Source organism: Deinococcus aestuarii (genome assembly GCF_018863415.1).
GTDB classification, from domain to species: Bacteria; Deinococcota; Deinococci; order Deinococcales; family Deinococcaceae; genus Deinococcus; species Deinococcus aestuarii.
Genome location: NZ_JAHKSN010000020.1, coordinates 77,324 through 95,027 on the forward strand (window position 1 = coordinate 77,324; position 17,704 = coordinate 95,027).

At 71.1% G+C, this 17,704-nt stretch carries 14 protein-coding genes and 3 pseudogenes; 14 read left to right on the plus strand and 3 right to left on the minus strand.

Annotation, left to right across the window (positions count from 1 at the left end):
* Nucleotides 1-27: 27 nt before the first annotated feature.
* The 12 genes and pseudogenes from IC605_RS19110 (at nucleotide 28) to IC605_RS19165 (ending at nucleotide 11,873) form a co-directional block, all read left to right on the plus strand.
* Nucleotides 28-1,410, plus strand: a complete 1,383-nt coding sequence (locus IC605_RS19110) for a ferredoxin reductase family protein (protein WP_216327937.1) — start codon at nucleotides 28-30, stop codon at nucleotides 1,408-1,410.
* 177 nt (nucleotides 1,411-1,587) lie between these two features.
* Nucleotides 1,588-2,415, plus strand: a complete 828-nt coding sequence (locus IC605_RS19115) for a cysteine hydrolase family protein (protein ID WP_216327940.1) — start codon at nucleotides 1,588-1,590, stop codon at nucleotides 2,413-2,415.
* Entirely contained in the window at nucleotides 2,412-3,299 is an 888-nt protein-coding gene (locus IC605_RS19120) for a universal stress protein (RefSeq protein ID WP_216327943.1), read from the plus strand. Before IC605_RS19115 ends, IC605_RS19120 begins: the two co-directional genes overlap by 4 nt.
* Before the next feature lie 36 nt (nucleotides 3,300-3,335).
* A complete protein-coding gene (locus tag IC605_RS25225; RefSeq protein ID WP_216327946.1) occupies nucleotides 3,336-4,520 on the plus strand; it encodes a VLRF1 family aeRF1-type release factor in 1,185 nt (394 codons plus the stop codon).
* Nucleotides 4,521-4,528: 8 nt separating this feature from the next.
* Nucleotides 4,529-4,945 carry a universal stress protein gene (locus tag IC605_RS19130; RefSeq protein ID WP_216327949.1) on the plus strand — a complete coding sequence of 139 codons (417 nt, stop codon included), beginning with the start codon at nucleotides 4,529-4,531 and terminating at the stop codon, nucleotides 4,943-4,945.
* A gap of 86 nt (nucleotides 4,946-5,031) precedes the next feature.
* Nucleotides 5,032-5,535: a cation-transporting P-type ATPase gene (locus tag IC605_RS19135; protein WP_216327952.1), complete on the plus strand. Its 504-nt coding sequence runs from the start codon at nucleotides 5,032-5,034 to the stop codon at nucleotides 5,533-5,535.
* The gene (locus tag IC605_RS19140; RefSeq protein ID WP_216327955.1) at nucleotides 5,532-6,407 is read left to right on the plus strand and encodes a universal stress protein; all 876 of its coding nucleotides are present in this window, start codon (nucleotides 5,532-5,534) and stop codon (nucleotides 6,405-6,407) included. Before IC605_RS19135 ends, IC605_RS19140 begins: the two co-directional genes overlap by 4 nt.
* Nucleotides 6,408-6,497: 90 nt before the next feature.
* A pseudogene (locus IC605_RS25445) lies at nucleotides 6,498-7,106 on the plus strand (alpha/beta fold hydrolase); the annotation flags it as partial.
* Nucleotides 7,107-7,242: 136 nt separating this feature from the next.
* On the plus strand, nucleotides 7,243-10,203 hold the full coding sequence (locus IC605_RS19150) for an HAD-IC family P-type ATPase (protein ID WP_216327961.1): 2,961 nt from the start codon (nucleotides 7,243-7,245) through the stop codon (nucleotides 10,201-10,203).
* Nucleotides 10,200-10,637 carry a universal stress protein gene (locus IC605_RS19155; RefSeq protein ID WP_216327964.1) on the plus strand — a complete coding sequence of 146 codons (438 nt, stop codon included), beginning with the start codon at nucleotides 10,200-10,202 and terminating at the stop codon, nucleotides 10,635-10,637. Before IC605_RS19150 ends, IC605_RS19155 begins: the two co-directional genes overlap by 4 nt.
* Before the next feature lie 20 nt (nucleotides 10,638-10,657).
* Nucleotides 10,658-11,083 carry a universal stress protein gene (locus tag IC605_RS19160; RefSeq protein WP_216327966.1) on the plus strand — a complete coding sequence of 142 codons (426 nt, stop codon included), beginning with the start codon at nucleotides 10,658-10,660 and terminating at the stop codon, nucleotides 11,081-11,083.
* 289 nt (nucleotides 11,084-11,372) lie between these two features.
* A complete protein-coding gene (locus IC605_RS19165; RefSeq protein ID WP_216327969.1) occupies nucleotides 11,373-11,873 on the plus strand; it encodes a hypothetical protein in 501 nt (166 codons plus the stop codon).
* 295 nt (nucleotides 11,874-12,168) lie between these two features.
* Here the strand turns inward: IC605_RS19165 and IC605_RS19170 are convergent, their stop codons facing one another.
* A complete protein-coding gene (locus IC605_RS19170; RefSeq protein WP_216327972.1) occupies nucleotides 12,169-12,849 on the minus strand; it encodes a response regulator in 681 nt (226 codons plus the stop codon).
* On the minus strand, nucleotides 12,846-13,787 hold the full coding sequence (locus IC605_RS19175; protein ID WP_216327975.1) for a sensor histidine kinase: 942 nt from the start codon (nucleotides 13,785-13,787) through the stop codon (nucleotides 12,846-12,848). The genes IC605_RS19170 and IC605_RS19175 overlap by 4 nt, the downstream gene beginning before the upstream one ends.
* Nucleotides 13,788-13,819: 32 nt before the next feature.
* On the opposite strand from IC605_RS19175, the gene IC605_RS19180 reads away from it, so the two are divergent.
* On the plus strand, nucleotides 13,820-13,954 hold the full coding sequence (locus tag IC605_RS19180; protein ID WP_216327978.1) for a CBS domain-containing protein: 135 nt from the start codon (nucleotides 13,820-13,822) through the stop codon (nucleotides 13,952-13,954).
* A gap of 232 nt (nucleotides 13,955-14,186) precedes the next feature.
* Here IC605_RS19180 and IC605_RS24825 read toward each other — a convergent pair.
* Nucleotides 14,187-14,750: pseudogene (locus tag IC605_RS24825) on the minus strand (tyrosine-type recombinase/integrase); the annotation flags it as partial.
* A gap of 359 nt (nucleotides 14,751-15,109) precedes the next feature.
* On the opposite strand from IC605_RS24825, the pseudogene IC605_RS19190 reads away from it, so the two are divergent.
* Nucleotides 15,110-17,587: pseudogene (locus IC605_RS19190) on the plus strand (Tn3 family transposase); the annotation flags it as partial.
* Nucleotides 17,588-17,704 lie beyond the last annotated feature (117 nt).

Consider the following 17,704-nt stretch of genomic DNA (forward strand, 5'->3'; position numbering starts at 1 on the left):
CCCCACCCGACCCCTGAGAGGTTCCCGATGAGCCAGACCCAACTCCCCGGCCAGACCCGTCCCGCCCCCCGCGCCGGGATCGGCCGCACTGCGCTCGGCGTGCTGTGGACCGCCCTGTACGTGGTGATCGCCCTGTCGCCGCTGCTCACCATCTTGATCGGGCCGGAGCCGGAGGGCCGCGACTTCTGGACCGAGTTCAGCGTGGCGCTGGGCTTCGTCGGCATGAGCGTGATGTGCCTGCAATTCCTGATCACGGCGCGGTTCCGCCGCATTGCCGCGCCGTACGGCATCGACATCCTGCTCCAGTTTCACCGGCAGATTTCTTTCGTCGCCTTCGGGCTGGTGCTCGCGCACCCGCTGATTCTCTTCCTGTCGCGGCCCGAGACGCTGGCGCTGCTCAACCCGGTGACCGCCCCGTGGCGGGCGCGGTTCGCGGTGCTCTCGGTGCTGACGCTGGTCGCGCTGGTGGGGACGAGCGTGTGGCGGCTGAACCTGAAGCTGGGGTACGAGACCTGGCGGCTGGTGCACGGCCTGCTCTCGGTCCTGGTGATCGGGCTGGCGCTCGCGCACATGCTGGGCGTGGGGCATTACCTGGATACCCCCTGGAAGGCGGCGCTGTGGACCGCGATGGCGGTGGGCGTGGCGCTGCTGGTGCTGTACGTGCGGCTGCTCAAGCCCTTCTTGCTGCGGACCCGCCCCTACCGGGTGACCGGGGTACGCCGCGAGCGCGGGGACAGCTACACCCTCAGCCTGGCCCCCGACGGGCACCGGGGGCTGCGCTTCCGGCCCGGGCAGTTCGCCTGGATCCGGGTGGGCACCTCGCCGCTGAGCGTGCGGGAAAATCCCTTCTCCTTTTCCGGCTCGGCCGAGGAGCAGGGACAGATCCACTTCACCATCAAGGAGCTGGGCGATTTCACCCGGACGGTCAGAGACGTGCCGGTGGGCACCCGCGCCTATGTGGACGGCCCCTACGGGGTGTTCACGCCCGACTACCTCCAGCGCGACCAGGGCTTCGTCTTGATCGCGGGCGGGGTGGGCATCACCCCCATGATCAGCATCCTGCGGACCCTGGCCGACCGGGGCGACGACCGCCCGGTGCTGCTCTTCGCCGCGAACAAGGACTGGGACAGCGTAACCTTCCGCGAGGAGTTGGACGAGCTGCGCGGCCGATTGAACCTGCGGGTCGTGCACGTGCTGAACGAGGCCCCGGACGAGCGTCCTGCGGGGCAGGAGATTGAGACCGGCTTCGTGTCCCCCGAGTTGCTGGAGCGGTACCTGCCGGAAGACCGCCGCACCCGCGAGTACTTCCTGTGCGGGCCGCCGCCGATGATGGACGCGGTGGCGAAGGCACTCTCTGACCTCGGCGTGCCCCTGACGCACGTGCACGCCGAGGAGTTCAACCTCGTGTAAGGAGGCCCCATGCGTTACCTGAACATGATCCGCACCGTGATCGCCATGACAGTCCTGTTCACCCTCGCGTCCGCGCTGTTCGGGCTGCTGCGGGCGGGAGTGCTGTGAGCGCCGGGCCGGGCGGCGGCGGGACGCCCCGCTCCCGCCTCCCCGCCGCCGCCTCATCGGGAGGCAGCCATGAGCAAGCGGAAGTTCCGTGAGGTCTACGCCCCCACCCCGGACGGCGGGGTTCAGTTCGCCGCCAGCGCCGACCGCTGGCACCTTTACAAGGACCACGTGCACCTCGCGCCGCACCATCAGGAGGGCGGGCTGCTGCGCTTCGAGGCGAGCCTGATGCCCTTTGTGGACAACCCCGACCGCCAGGCCCTCGTCGTCATCGACATGCAAAACGACTTCTGCTCGCCGGGCGGCTGGACCGACGTCTCGGGGCTGGACCATGAACGCTGCCGCCGGGCGATTCCCGGCGTGATCCGTGCCCTGGAGGTGGCCCGCGAGCGCCAGATGTGGGTGATCTGGGTGGACTGGCACAACCGCCCGGACCTGCGCAACCTCGGCGCCCCCACCCTCTTTTCCTTCAAGCACAGCTTGGAGCAGCGCGGCATCGGGCAGGAGCTGGAGCGCGGGCCGGTGCTCACGGCGGGGTCGTGGGGCGCCCGGATGGTGGACGAACTGCTGGTGCGGATGCGTGAGGAGGACATCCTCACCGAGAAGGTCCGCATGGACGGCTTTTTCGGCACCCACCTCGACCAGGTGCTGCGGACCCAGGGCATCGAGACCCTCCTGTTCGCGGGGGTCAACATCGACCAGGGCGTGACCTCCACGGTGGAGGAAGCGTATCTCCGCGACTATGGCGCGGTGCTGCCGGAAGACGCCTGCGCGACCTCCAGCCCCGACTCCTGCTACGACGCGGTGGTCTTCAACGCCCGCGCCTGCTGGGGCTTTTCGATAACGACCGCCCAGTTCGCGCAGGCCCGGCCCCCCGGAGCAAAGGAGGAAGGCGCATGACCCGTGTTCTGGTGCTGATGGACTTCTCGGCCGCCGCGTTGGGGGCCTTGCGGGTGGCGCGGGCGGCGTTTCCGGACGGGGCCTTTACGGTGCTGCACGTGGCATCGCCCGGCGTGGACCCCCACCCCGGGGGCTACCTTCAGGAGAGAGAACAGCTCGCGGCCCTGGGCGGCGGCGAGCTCACGCTCGGGCAGCCCGCTGAGGAGGCCCTGAGGCGGGCGGGCAAGTGCGACGTGATCGTGCTGGGGACCGCCGGACGGCGCGGCCTCCAGCGCTTCTTGCTGGGGTCGGTGGCCGAACGGGTGATCCGCGACGCCCCGGTGCCTGTGCTGAGCGTCCACTCGCCGGAGGCGGAAGACCACCTGCCGCTGCCCGCAGTCTCGCAGCGGCGCTGGCTGCGCGCCCTCCACGACCTCGGGCGGGTGGAGGACCCGGCGCCCGCCCGCGTGCTGGTCCTGACGGACTTTTCGGACAGCGCCCACCGCACCCTGGACTTCGTGCGGACGCATCTGCCGGGGGCGCAAACGGAGCTGCTGCACGTGGTCGATCCGGCCTCCCTGACGGTGCCCTTCGCGTTGCCGGGCGCCCCGGACCCCCCGCTGCGCGGCGCCAGCCGCCAGCTCCTTGCCGAGCGCAACGCCCTGTGGGCGCGGGAGGCGCGTGTCCGGCTGGCCGAACTGGGCGGCGGCGAGGTGGTGAGTGGTGAGCCCGCCGGGATCGCGCTGGACCGTGCGGCGGGCGGGGAGTATGACCTCGTGGCCGTCGGCACCTCGGGCAAGGGAAGCCTCTCGCGCCTGATGCTGGGCTCGGTGGCGTTGCGGATCGTCCGCGAGTCGCCCGTCCCGGTCCTCACCGCCCGCGCCCCGGACGGCCCGGCCGCCTGACCCCCAGCCCTCTCAGACAACCCCTCCAGGAGACCCATGATCTATCCGAGCGAGCTTGCCCGCCTCCAGTCCCTGCCCGAGGACCAGTCCGTGCTGATGGCGGTGGTTCACGTCAACCCCGCCAGCCAGGACAACCACGGCGACGCCCTGACCACCCGGGTCAAGAGCGCGCTGAACGACCTCGGCGTGCCGCCCACCCTGGGACAGCGCCTGCTCGACGACGTGGCCCGCGCCCGCGAGGCCCGGGGCAAGAGTGCCGTGTACGTGCTGGGCGAGGGCATCGACGAGCGCTTTGACGTGCAGCTCGACCTGCCCGAACGCTTCCATTTCGGGCGTCCGCTGCCCGCGCTGGTCCAGGCCGTCACCGAGGCGTACCCCCCGGTCGGCGTGCTGGCCGTGGACCGCGACTGGGCACGGATGTTTATCCTGAAGCAGGGCGAGCTGACCGAGCTGCGGCGCGAGCAGAACACCGAGCTTCAGGACGTGGACCGCGACGACCTGACCGCCTCCACCACGGCCGTTCCCGGCGCGCAGGGGGCGGCCCGTGCTCAGGACGGCAGCGGGTTCAGCGCGCAGGGCACCGGGCCGCGCAGCGACAGCGGCGTGGAACTGTTCCGGCGGCACCTCGACGCCCTGCAACAGCGCTTCTACAACGAGACCGCCCAGGAACTCGCGCGCCTGATGAAGGACCATGACCTGAACCACCTGATCCTGGTCGGGCCGGTCGCGCGTCTGGCGGAGTTTCGCGCCGAGATCCCTGATACGGCCTCCTTCGAGGTGGTCGGCGAGACGAACGTGGAGGTCGGCACCGGCAGCGCCCCCGAACAGATGCTGCTGGGGCGCCTGATCCCGCTGCTGGAGGAGTTCGCCCAGACCGAGCAGGTCCGCTTGATGGAGCAGCTTCAGGAACAGGGCGTGATGGAGATGGAGCGGGTCCTGGAGATGGTGCAGCAGGGGCGGGTGTACCTGCTCGTCATTCCGGAGGACGGCTCGCAGGTGAACCTCTTCCGCAGCCACAACCGCGAGGTCCCGTACTTCACCGCCCGCAAGGACGCACAGGAAAGCCCGCTGGACGGCAGCCCGATGGAGCGGGTGACACTGGAGGAGATGCTGCCGCAGCTTCAGGCGCTCTACGGGCTGGAGGTCCGGCGGGTCTATGGCGAGCACGCCGAGAAGCTCGTCCGGGAATACGGCGGCCTGGCCGGGCTGACCCGGTACTGAGGGGCGCCATGACCCGGCGTGTCCTCGTCCCCACCGACTTCTCCGACCGTGCCGACCGCGCCGCCGCGTGGGCGCGGCAGGCCTTCCCAGACGCCGAGGTGCGGCTGCTGCACGTCGTCGATCCCCTCACCCTGCACGCCCCCTCCGTCGCTGCGCCGGGGAGCGGCTACGTCCTGAGCGGCGAGAGGCTGGGGGTGCAGCGCGACTTCGAGACCGAGGTGCACGAGCGGCTGCGGCGGCTGGGCAGCGGCGAACTGGTGGTGGGCTCGCCGGTAGACGAGATTCTGCGCTACGCGCAGGCGGGCTCCTTCGACCTGATCGCCCTCGGCGCGACTGGCACGGGCGACCCGGGGGGCTCCGGCCTGGGCTCGACCGCCGAACGCCTCGCGCGGGAGTCGCCGGTGCCGGTCGTCATCGTGCACTGAGCCGGGGGACCGCACCCGGGGGCTCCCGCGCGTCGCCGGACCCCCCCCCGCCCCCTTCGAGCCCCACCCGGATCAGGGAGGTCGTCATGACCCAGCCGCTGGGCCCACCCCCCGCTTCACACGCCCCCGAGCCCCCACCCTGGCACGCCGCCTCCCCCGGGGACGTTCTCGCCCGGCTGGACACCACCCCGGAGGGCCTGAGGGTGGCTGGGGCCGCCCGGCGGCTGGAGCGGTACGGGCGCAACGCCCTGCCCGCGCGCGAGCCGCCGGGCGTGTGGCGCGTCATGATGCGCCAGATTCTCAACCCGCTGATCTGGCAAGGTCCCCATCTCGCGCTTGATGTTGGGCTCGGTGGCGCTGCGAATCGTCCGCGAATCGCCCATCCCGGTGCTCACGGCCCGGGCCACCGATTGAGATGCCCCACCCTTCTCCCCGGAGGACCCATGACCACCCCACGAGACCCTGACCGCATCCAGAGGCGGCCCGCCGACCAACCCCCCTCGTTCGCAGGGACCGACAGCGACCGGGGCGCGACCCCCAGCCCCGGCGCGGTGGTCCCTTCCCGGCCCTTCCCGGGGAGTGCCCTGTGACGCGCCCCCTCGTCATGATGGACTTTTCCCCGGCGGCGCTCGCCGCGCTGGGGGCCGCTCGCGCCGCCTTCCCGGACGCCTCGCCGACCGTGCTGCACGTGGTGTCGCCGGACACGGACCCCCACCCCGGGGGGTACGCCCGGGAGCACGAGGGGCTCGCGGCGCTGGGCGGCGGCGAAATCGCGCTGGGCCCGCCCGCCGAGGAGGCGCTGAGGCGCGCGGGAACGGGACAGTACGACCTGATCGTGATGGGCACCGCCGGGCGGCGGGGGGTGGGGCGGCTGCTGCTGGGGTCGGTCGCCGAGCGGTTGATCCGTGAGTCGCCCGTGCCGGTCTTCAGCGTGCACTCACCGCCGGGAGACGACCACCGCCCCCTGGAGCAGCGGGCCTGGCAGCGCGCCGTGCAGGAGGTGCGTGGCCAGGAAGCTCCGGCGGCCCGGCGCGTGCTCGTCCTGACCGACTTCTCCCCGGCTGCGCGGCGGGCCCTGAACTTCGTGCGGACCCACCTGCCCGGCGCGGAGGTCAGGCCCCTGCACGTGGTCGAGCCCGCCGCCCTGACGGTGCCCTTCGCGCTGCCCGGAGTGGGCGACCCCCCGCTGCGCGGCGCGAGCGCCCGCTTTCTGGAGCAGCGCAACGCCGAGTGGGAACAGGAGGCGGGGCGGCACCTGGCCGAGCTGGGCGGCGGCGAGGTCGTCCGGGGTGACCCGGCGCAGGTCGCGCTGGAGCGCGTGGCGGGCGGCGGGTACGACCTCGTGGCGGTCGGCACCGCCGGGCGCGGCGGCCTCGCGCGGCTCACCCTGGGGTCGGTCGCGCTGCGGCTGGTGCGCGAGTCCCCGGTGCCGGTGCTCACCGCCCGGGGGGAGGAACCATGAGCCCCGACCTCCCCCTGGCCTTCGAGACCCTCTTCCGGTACACGCCCATCCAGCACGACATCGTGCTCAACGTCATGAGCCTACGACCCGCCCGGACACGGGTACTCGCGGGCGCCGGCGGGCACGTTCCTGACGCTGGAGAGCCTCGCCGACCACCTCGCGGCGTGGCTGCGGGCGAACCGGATGGAGGGCACGCCGCTCCTCGGCCACTCGCTGGGCGGGGACGTGCTGCTGCACCTCGCGGCGCGGTCACCCTCCAGCGCGGGGTGTCTGGTGCTGTGTGCCCCGGCGACCCGGCCCGATACTCCGGGCGCGCTCGGGCAGCTTCTGCGCCTGCTGGCCGAGGGACCCAAGGTGCGCCCGGTCTTCCTCGCCCGGCTGGTGTGGTCGTACCTGCACGCGGGGCCACGCCGCGCCTGGGGGCTGCCGACCCACCTGCGCCACGCCGACGCGCGCGACTGGGCGAACCGGGTCCACGCGCCGACCCTCCTGCTGGACGGCGCGGACGACAACGTGGTGCGCTCGCGGACCCTGCGCAGGATGCTGGGCCTCCTGCCGAACGCCCGCCTGATCCGGGTGCCCGGGGCCTCCCACGCCATGATCGACGGCCAGGCGGGGAATGTGGCGCGGCTCGCCCGGGCGTTCGTCCTCGCGGGGCAGGGGCCTGCGCCTCCCCGGGGTTGTTCCCGCCGCTCCTGAACCCTGCTTCCCCACGTCGGCCCGCCTCTCCTCCGGGTCCTGTCGCGCCGAGACCGTCAGGACCGGATGCCGGTTCATCGTTCCGTTGTGACCGCGAGGCCGGACCCGCGGGCGGGACGCCGTGAAAGGAGACCTCATGACCATCCGCCCCCTGAAGGCGCCCCCGCCGCCCGCCCTCAGCGACGATCCCCCCTGGCACACGCTGGAGACCGGGGCCACCCTCGCCGCGCTGGGCACCGACCCGGGGCGCGGCCTGGGCGACGAGGAGGCCGGGGACCGCCTCGCCCGGCTGGGGCCCAACGAGCTGATCGACCGGGGAGTGAAAAGCCCCTGGAAGATCCTCTGGGAGCAGCTCACCGCCGTGATGGTCCTCATCCTGATCGCGGCGGCGGGGCTCTCCGCCTTCCTGGAGAAGTGGCTGGAGGCGGGCGCGATCCTCGCCATCTTCCTGCTCTTCGCGGGGCTCGGCTTCCTCCAGGAGTACCGGGCCGAGCGGGCCATCGCCGCCCTGAAACGGCTCGCCGTGCCCGTCGTGCGCGCCCGTCGCGGCGGGGACTGGCGTGAACTCAGCGCCCGCGACCTCGTGCCCGGGGACGTGATCGCCCTGGAGGCGGGAAACGTCGTGCCCGCCGACGTGCGGCTCCTGGAGAGCGCCAACCTGCGGGTGCAGGAGGCGGCCCTGACCGGCGAGTCCGAGCCGGTCGAGAAGGAGGTGGCCGCGCTGACCCGGGCGGACGCACCCCTGGGGGACCGCCGCAACCTGGGCTTCATGGGCACCACCGTCACCTACGGGCGCGGCACGGCGGTCGTCGTGGAGACCGGGATGCGCACCCAGCTCGGGCGCATCGCCACCCTGATTCAGGACGTGAAGGGCAGCATGACCCCCCTGCAAGCCCGCCTCGACCGGGTGGGCAAGGGCCTCGCGGCGGCGGGGGTGGTCGTCGCCGTCCTGATCCTCGCTCTCGGGCTGCTCGCCGGGGAGACCTTCGAGGACATGCTCCTGACGGCGATCAGCGTGGCGGTCGCCGTCGTGCCCGAGGGCCTGCCCGCCGTCGTGACCTTCACCCTCGCGCTGGGTGCCCAGAAGATGCTGCGGAGAAACGCCCTGATCCGCAAGCTGCCCGCCGTGGAGACGCTGGGCTCCGTCACCACCATCTGCTCGGACAAGACGGGCACCCTGACCGAGAACCGCATGACCGTCACCGTCCTCGACGTGGCGGGCGAGCGGGTGGACCTCAGCCCCACCCTGCACGCCCGGATGCCCGCCCTGGAGCGCGGGGACGCCTGGCCCGGGGTGCTGCTGGGTACCTCCCCGCTGATGCACCTCACCCTCGCGGTTGGGGCGCTGTGCAACGACGCGCGGGTGAGGCTGGGTGAGGGCGGGCGCCTGGAGACCCTGGGTGACCCCACCGAGGGCGCCCTCCTCGTGGCGGCGGCGAACGCGGGCCTCGCGCAAGACGAGATGACTCGCGCCCTACCCCGGGTGGCCGAACTGCCCTTCGACTCCGAGCGCAAGCGCATGACGACCGTCCACGCGCGGGCGGAGCATGTCCCCGACGGTCTCGGCGCGGTGCTGGGCCGGGATGGGCTGGACCCCGGCCTCGGCTTCGTGGCCTTCACGAAGGGGGCGGTGGACGGCCTGCTCGACCTCTCCACGCAGGTCTTCGACGGCTCGGGCGTGCGGCCCCTCGACTCTGGGTGGCGCCGCCGCATCGAGGGGGCGCAGGGGGCCCTGGCGCGCGACGGGATGCGGGTGCTGGGGGTGGCCTTCCGCCTGCTGGATGCCCCCCTCGCAGACGAGCGGGTGGAGCGGGACCTCGTGTTCCTGGGCCTCGTGGGCATGATCGACCCGCCGCGTCCGGAGGTCCGTGAGGCCGTCGCGCGCTGCCGGGCGGCGGGCATCCGGCCCATCATGATCACCGGGGACCACCCCCTCACGGCGAGCTTCATCGCGCGCGATCTCGGCATCTCCACCAATGAACGGGTGGTCACCGGGGTGGACCTGGCAAAGATGACCGACGCGGACCTCGAACGGGCGGTGGCGGACGTGAACGTCTTCGCCCGCGTGTCGCCCGAACACAAGCTGCGGATCGTGGAGGCCCTCCAGCGGCGCGGGCAGGTCGTCGCCATGACCGGGGACGGGGTGAACGACGCGCCCGCGCTGAAGAAGGCCGACATCGGCGTGGCGATGGGGATCACGGGCACGGACGTCTCCAAGGAGGCGGCGGACATGGTGTTGCGCGACGACAACTTCGCCACCATCGTCGCGGCGGTCGAGGAGGGGCGCACGATCTACGACAACCTGCGGAGATTCGTGCGCTTCGCCATCACCGGCAACGTGGGCAAGGTCGGCGTGATGCTGCTGTGGCCGCTGCCCTTCGCGCTGCTGGGTCTCCCGCTGGACTCGGCGGTCGCCCTGCTGCCGCTGCAACTGCTGTGGCTCAACCTGATGACCGACGGTCTGCTGGGGCTGGCGATGGGCGTGGAGAAACCCGAGCGGGGCGTGATGGCCCGTCCCCCCCAGTCCCCGCGCGAGGGCCTGTTCAGCGGCGGGATGGGCTGGCAGGTCGCGTGTGCGGGGGTGTACATCGCCGCCGTGGCGCTGGCGGTGGGATTCGCGTATTATGGTGGCTCTGGTGGTGGCGCTGCAACTCGCGGCGCTGTACGTGCCCCCCCTGCAAGGCACCTTCCTGCGCCTCGTGCCGCTGTCCCCCGCCGACCTCCTGCTCTCGGTCGGCCTGGGCTTCACGCTGCTCCTGGCCCTGGAGGTCGAGAAGGGGCTCGCTCGCCGCCGGACCCGGACCCGCCGGGCCTCCGCCCCCACCTGAGCCCCGCCGTGTCGTCCCGGGACCTGCCCCGCGCTCGCCCGTCCCGGGGCCGCCGCACCACCCGAGCGCCCTGGAGGAAAGGTATGTTCAGGCATGTCCTCGTGACGACCGACGGCAGCCCGCTGGGTGACCTCGCGCTGCCCCACGCCGGCGACCTCGCCCGCCGGTACGGGGCCACGCTGACCCTGCTGCACGTGGTGCCGCCACTCCCGGTGGGGGTCTTCGCCGAGGGTGCGGCCTATGTGGACGCCGAGGAGGTTTGGCCGTGATCAGACGAGTTCTGGTTCCCTTCGACTTCTCCGAGGGCGCGCGTGCGGCCCTGGATCTGGCGCGTTCGCGCTTTCCGGGGGCGCAGGTGGACGTGCTGCACGTCGTGGACGGCCGGCAACTCGGGCTTCGTCCGGTGTGGATGCGGGACCCGCGGGGCGGGGTGCCGGACACCCCCAGCGAGCGCGAGCGGCGCGAGGTTGCCGTGCGGCAGGCGCAGGCCCGTCTGAACGAGGAACTCGGCGGCGGCCTGGCCGTCGAGGGCTTTCCGGTCGAGACCATCGTCGAGCGTGCCCAGACCCAGGGCTATGCCTTGGTGGTGATCAGCCCCCGGGGCAAGTCGGGCCTGCACCGCGCCGTGCTGGGGTCGGTGGCCGAAGGCGTGGTCCGCCAGGCGCGGGTGCCTGTGCTGGTCCTGCACTCCAAGGTCTTTTAGGGTTCACCCGAGGAGAAGTCATGTTCCAGAACGTCCTGGCCGCCACCGATTTCTCCCCGCGCGGGAACGCCGCCGTCGCCTGGGCCCGCGAAGCCTTTCCAGAGGCCCACGTTCACGTCGTTCACGTGCTCGACACCATCGCGCTGCACGCGCCGCTGGTCGTCTCCCCCAGCGGGCCGTCGGTGCCCCTACCTATCTTCTCGAAGGTGCAGGAAAGGGCCGAGCGTGCCACCCGCGAGGCACTGGAAACCCTCGCGCAGTTGGGGGGTGGGGAACTGCGCACGGGCCGACCCCATGAGGTGGTGTTGCAACTGGCGGAGGACGGCTCCTATGACGTGGTGGTGCTGGGGGCCACCGGCAAGGGTGGGCTGGAGAAGTTCCTGCTGGGGTCCACGGCGGAACGGTTGTTGCGTCTGGCTCCCATCCCCGTCGTCATAGTCCCCTGAGGTTAGGGGCGGGAACCGCGATGCCCGGTTCCCGCCCCCGAAGGAACAGCCTTTCTCAGGACTTCACCGGGAGTTGGCCGCGCTCGGGCCGGGGGAGGCCAGCAGGTTCCCAGTCTTCCGGTCCGGGTGGGGCAGGGATGGAAGGGAGATTCACGTGACCCCAGTCAAGTCAGTTGCGAACGCTCCGGCGAGCCGGGCTGGGCCCGGATCATCCCCCCCGCCGAAGCCCTTGGTGAACGAATGTCCTCTATTTCCAGAGCGTCGGCACTCCGGCGCGGACGGTGACATCATGAAGCGAATCCTGCTGACTGCCCTGACCCTCTGGCCGCTGCTGGTCGCCCCCACGGCGGGGGCACAGACCGCCGACGTGACGTGTTCGGGAACGCTCTCGGGGCGCACCGTGAACGGGAACGTGACCGTGCGGACCGCGGCCACCTGCATCCTGGTGAACACCCGCGTGGCGGGTGACGTGCAGGTGCAACGAAACGGTCAGGTCACCATCCGCAACAGCGAGGTGCGCGGCGACGTGCAGGGCGAGGTCGGCTTCCGGGCCCTGATCCTGAGGGACAGCGTGGTGCGGGGGGACGTGGACGCCCTCCACGGCAGACACGTCATCCTGAACGACACCCGGGTGGAAGGTGACGTCGCCCTCAAGCTCAACGCCGGAACGGTGCATCTTGAACGAGTCACGGTGAATGGCGACCTCGAGTGCGAGGGCAACGCCCGCGAGCCGGTGGGTAAGAGCAACCGCGTGCAGGGACGGCGCGAGGGGCAGTGCCGTGTCCTGTGAGGGGGAGGCCGCGGACCCGGCCCCGGGTCGCCAGCTCGTTTGCCACCTGGGGGTACGCCGCGTGCAGGCGGCCTGACCCCTGTGGCGGGCGCCGCGCCGGGCCCAGCGGCTGGGCGAGCACGTGCCCGAACTCTCGGCCTCTGCGGGGCGCTCGCTCGTCCAGGTGGAGGCCGCGCCACCCACCGGTCTTCCCGTCCTTCCTGATCCAAGGGCGCCGCCAGGCGGCCTCGATGCTGGGGGCGGACGCGGGGTCAGGGCCAGCGAACCCGCAGGGAGCCCCCGCCAGGCCGGGAAATCACGGGGGTTCTTCCCGCTCCGTCCGCTCCCCCCCGCCCGGCAGCCCGCGGGCGACGGCGAGGCGCACCGCCTCCACCCGGTCGTCCGCCCCGAGCTTGCCCAGCACGTTCGACACGTGAATCTTGACCGTGCCCTCGCCCAGGTTCAGCGCCCGGGCGATGCGCTTGTTCGTGAGACCGCGCGCCAGCAGCGCCAGCACCTCCAGTTCGCGCGGCGTGAGTGGCTCGGGCGCCACGTCCCGGCGCTCGCGCTCGCGCTCGCGGGAGAGCGAGTCGGCAAGTACGTCCGCCACCCGCGGCTGCACGTACCGCTCACCCCGGGCCACCCGCAGCAGGGCGTCGCGCAGCGCCTCCACCGATACGTCCTTGAGCACGTACCCCGCCGCCCCCGCCCGCAACCCCGCGAACATGTCCTCGTCGTCCTCGAAGGTCGTGAGCAGAATCACCGGGGGACCGCCGCGCGCCCTGACCTCGCGGATGGTCCCCACGCTGCCGAGGCCCGGCATCCGTACGTCCATCAGCACCACGTCCGCCTGCCCCGTCTCCAGCCAGGCGAGGGCCGCCTCGCCGCTCTCCAGGTCGGCGACGACCCGCACGCCGTCTTCCAGATCGAGCAGCTTGGCGAGGCCGAAGCGTACCCAGGGCTGGTCGTCCACGATCAGGACCCGGACCTCGCTCACGCGGGCACCCGCAGCCGCACCATGAACTGACTGCCCTGGACCCCGGAGTGGGCCTCACCCCGCAGGACCTCGGCCCGCCGTGCGAGGGAGGCGAGGCCCTGCCCGGTGTCGTTCGCCCGGACGAGCACCCGCCCAACCAGGTTGCGCGCTTCGAGCACCACGGCGTCCTCCCCGAAGGTCACCCCGAGGGTGAGCCGCTCGCCGGGCGCGCGCCGACGGGCGTTCGTCATACACTCCTGGGCCGCGCGGTAGAGCGCGAGGTGAACGTCCTCGGGCAGGGGACGCTCCCGGCCCATGACTTCCAGGCAGATGTTCGCCTTGTCGGGCCACGCCGAGACGAGGCGGCGCAGGGAGGTAAGCAGGTCCTCGCCGCTGGGCCGGGGCTTCATCACGTTGACGGCGAGCCGCACGTCCGCGATGGCCTCCTCGTTGCGGGTCAGGGCCCGCTCCAGGGCCCCTCGCTCCTCGGCGTCCCCGGACCGGGACCACAGGGCGAACTGGAGGTCGTAGCGCTGGGCGGTGAGGTGATGCCCCAGCGTGTCGTGCAGTTCACGCGAGATGCGGGCGCGCTCGGTGAGGCTGGCGTGCTCAACCTCCAGCTCACCGAGCGACCGGACACGCTCCAGGGCGCCTTCCAGCTCGCGCTGCTTGGCCTCCACCTCGTCGTACGCCCGCGCCTCCCGCAGGGCGAACTCGAAGAGGGCCAGGACGTAGGCGCTGACCAGCAGCACGAGGAACCCACCTAGCAGCACCAGGGCGCTGAGGGTTGCGGCCCGGTTCTGGATCTCCGAGAGCGTGAACCAGGTCACCTGGGTCGCTTCCAGTGCGAGGAGCCAGGCGAAGGAGAGCCCCACGTAGGCGAGCAGACTGACCCCTGCGGCCCAGAGGAGCGAGAGCCGGGCGCGCAACAGCACTGGCAGGTACAGTAGCGGCAGCACGGGGAGCCCCCCTGCACAACGCCGCGTACACGATGCTCCGCCACCGGGTGGGCGGCCTGCCCGTGGTGAATGTCCGCCATGAGGTCGTCGGCGTTGTCACCGTGACCGACGTGCTGTGCGAGTACGTCCGCCTGACGGATGCTGGGGAGGTGGGGCCAATCTCCTGACTCCGTTCCCGCCCCTCGATGAGGTAGGGGATGACGCTGATGTCCCCACCGGGTTGCTCCACGTGGTGCCAGGCCGCGACCCCGCGTGCTGGGTCCCGGCACCGACTTCCCTCGTGAGCGGGAGGCGTTGGCGGCCCCGGGGGGCGGCAACTTGGCCTACGGCGCGGCGGTAAAGTCGGCGCCCCCGCCGCCAGCGCCGGACTTCCGCATCTGCTGTGGTGTCATTGACTTCCGCGTAGCGCAGGGTCGTCTGGATCTGCTGATGTCCCAGCCGCTTGCGAATCGTCGCCAGGCTCACTCCCCCGTTCACCAGTTCCGTCGCATGGCTGTGTCGAAGCTGGTGCGACGTGCACTTCACCCCAGCCTCTTCCGCGTATCCCTGCCAGCGTTCCTGCACGCTCTGGTAGCGCAGTGGCCCCCCGCGCCCATTCTTCGTCGCCTGGAAGAGCAGCCAGTGTGTGTAGCCCAACGTTCGCGGGTAGCGCCGCAGCAGGTTCACCAGCCTAGGGTCGTCGAGCAGCACGGTCCGTTTCCGCTCCCCCTTGCCCAACACGGTTAGGTGCTCATCGCCCCGGGTCAGGTCAAGGTCCTCCACATGTGCTCCCAATGCCTCACTGATCCGCAGCCCAGTCTCGAAGACCAGGCGAAACAGCAGGGCATCCCGCATCTGTTCTGCCGGAATTTCGGCAAAGATGCGTTCGACTTCCTCCCGGCGCAACCCGCGCGGATGGGGGGGCGGCAGGCTGGGGCGCTCCAGGTGCACGGTGGGATCACGGTCCAGCACCTCGCGTTGCACTGCCCAGCGGCAGAATTGCTCCAGCGCCGTCTGTTTGCGGTTTCGCGTCGAGGCCGCCCAGTGGATGTGGGCGGCGAAGTAGGCGCCGAGTGCTGGACCTGTCAGGTCCTGCCCGGTCGCCTTCAGCTACCCGGCTAGGTGCCCGAGATCCGCGCGGTACGCCCGGAGGGTAGCCGGACTGCGCCGCAAGTCCGCCAGAAAGTCCTCGGCCCGGCGGTGAAGGGTGGCGGCGTCCATGCAGTTCCTCGCTTCCTGCGGTAAGTGTAAAACGGGGGGCATGGGCCGTGGCACGTGGAAGAGCCGTTCATCGAGGGCGAACTGGGACGCTCCTGTGGTAACGCTATTTCCTGAAGGAATCCGTGCCCGTTGACTTCCTCAGCGATGAGCAGGCCGCCCGGTACGGCCGGTACACGGGCGACCCCTCCCCGGAACAGTTCGACCGCTATTTTCACCTCAGCGACAGCGACCACGCCCTGATCCTCCCCCGCCGCCGGGCGCACAACAAGCTCGGCTTCGCCCTCCAGCTCTGCACGCTGCGGTTCCTGGGCTGCTTCCTGACCCAGCCCCTGGACGTGCCCGGCAGCGTCATCCGTACCCTGGCGGCCCAACTTGGGGTCACCCCGGCGACCCTGCCGATGTACCTGGACCGCGAGCCCACCCGCCACGAGCACCAACGCCTCATCCGTCGCGTCCTGGGTTATCAGGACTTCGAGGGTGTGGAGGTATTCAGCTTGATCCGCTGGTTGTATGCGCAGCTTGAACTGGGTGATCCCCGGCCCAGCGTGCTGTTCGACCTCGCCACCGCGCGCTTGGTCCGACGCAAGGTCGTCCTGCCCGGCGCGAGCACCCTGGCACGTCTCATCACGCGGGTGCGGGAGCGTACGTCCACCACGCTCTGGCGTACCCTGAGCCGTCGGCTGAGTCCCGATCAGGCGACGGCCCTAGAGGCCCTGCTCGCCCGTCCCGAGGGCGACCCGCTCACCCCATTGGAGCGGCTGCGGGCCACCCCTACCCGCACCACCGCTGCCGGACTCGTGGCGGCCCTGGAGCGCCTGCAAGCCGTCCGTGTCCGTGCCCTGGGCATCGGCGACCTCGACCTCTCCCACGTGCCGCGGGCCCGGCTGGAGACCATCAGCCGGTACGTTCAAAGTGCCTGGGCACAGACCGTCGCCCGGCTGTCCCCGGAGCGCCGTGCGGCCTCCCTGCTCTCCTTCGTGCAGTATTTGGAGCGCCGCGCCACCGACGACGCCCTGGACATCCTGGACCTCCTGCTGTCGGGCCTCGCACTCCAAGGGGAGAAGACCCGGCGTGAGCAGCGTCTCCGGACGCTGCGGGACCTGGACCGGGCGGCGCTGAAGCTGCGGGAGGTCGCTCTGGTCTTGCTTAACCACGAGGTCTCGGACGATCAGGTGCGCCAGGTGGCATTCGGGCTGGTCGATCAGGCGGCGCTGCAAACGGCGGCGGCCACCGTGGCGGAGGTGGCGAGCGTGGACGACGCTCCTGAACCCGAGGCATGGCTGAGCCGCTACCACATCGTCAGACGCTTTCTGCCTACGTTTCTGCGGACGCTGAGCTTCGAGGCAACACCGGCGGGCAAGCCGGTGTTGGACGGGTTGCAGTTCCTGGCCTCTTTGGAAGGCAAGCGTCAGCCGAGCCTGAAGGGGGCACCTCAAGCGGTGGTGCCCAGGGCGTGGCGGGGGCGGGTCTTCCTCAGGCGGGGCGAGGTGGACCGACCCGCCTACACGTTGTGTGTGCTGCACGGTTTTCAGCAGGCTCTCAAGCGGCGCGAGGTGTTCGTGACCCGGAGCGAGCGCTACGGTGACCCCCGCGCGCAGCTCTTGCATGAGGACGAGTGGCAGGCGGTGAAAGACGACCTTTGCCGGGAGCTGGGCCGCTCGCATGATCCCGAGGTCGAGCTGACCCTGCTGGGGGCGGAACTCGATCTGGTGTACCGGCAGGTCGCCGGGCGACTGCCGGACAACACCTTCGTGTGGCTCGAACATGTGGATGGTCATGACCGGCTGCACGTGTCGCCCCTGGAAGCGCAGCCGGACCCGCCCAGCCTCCTGCACCTCCGGTCTCTGGTCACCGCGTCCCTACCGAACATCGACCTGCCCGAGTTGCTGCTGGAGGAACACGCCCGTACCGGGTTTCTTTCCGCCTTCACGCACCTGAGCGAGGGGAGCACCCGGATGGAGGACCTGGCTGTGAGCCTGTGTGCCGTGCTGGTGGCCCAGGCGTGCAACATTGGTGTGAAGGCAGTAGCACGCCCGCACGTTCCGGCCTTGACCCTCTCCCGCCTGTCGTGGGTGCAGCACAACTACCTGAGGGGCGAGACCATCGTGGCGGCCAACGCCCGCCTGGTGGAAGCCCAGTCCTGCATTCCGCTCGTGCAGGCCTGGGGAGGTGGGGAAGTTGCCTCCGCGGACGGACTGCGCTTCGTCGTTCCGGTCAAAACCGTCAACGCACGCCCGAACAGCAAGTACTTTGGGGCTGAGCGGGGCATCACCTACTACAACTTCACGTCGGACCAGTTCTCCGGCTTCCACGGCATCACCGTGCCGGGCACCCTGCGCGACTCGCTGCTGATTCTGGCGGGGTTGCTGGAGCAGAAGACCCACCTCGACCCCCGGGAGATCATGAGCGATACCGCCGGGTCGAGCGACGCGGTGTTCGGCCTGTTCTACCTGCTGGGGTACCGCTTCAGTCCCCGCTTGGCCGACCTTCCTGATCTGCGCTACTGGCGTCTGGACCGCGAGTCGGACTACGGTGTCCTGCAAGACCTGTCGCGGCACCGGATCGACGCGCGCCTGATCACGCGCCACTGGGACGATTTGCGGGTGACCCGATCTGGCGTAGATGGAGATAAGCCTCGAAGATAGGAGGCACCATCATGATCAATCGCCGAATCCACAGCGCCGAGTTCAAGCGAGATGCGGTCCAGCTCGCTCGCA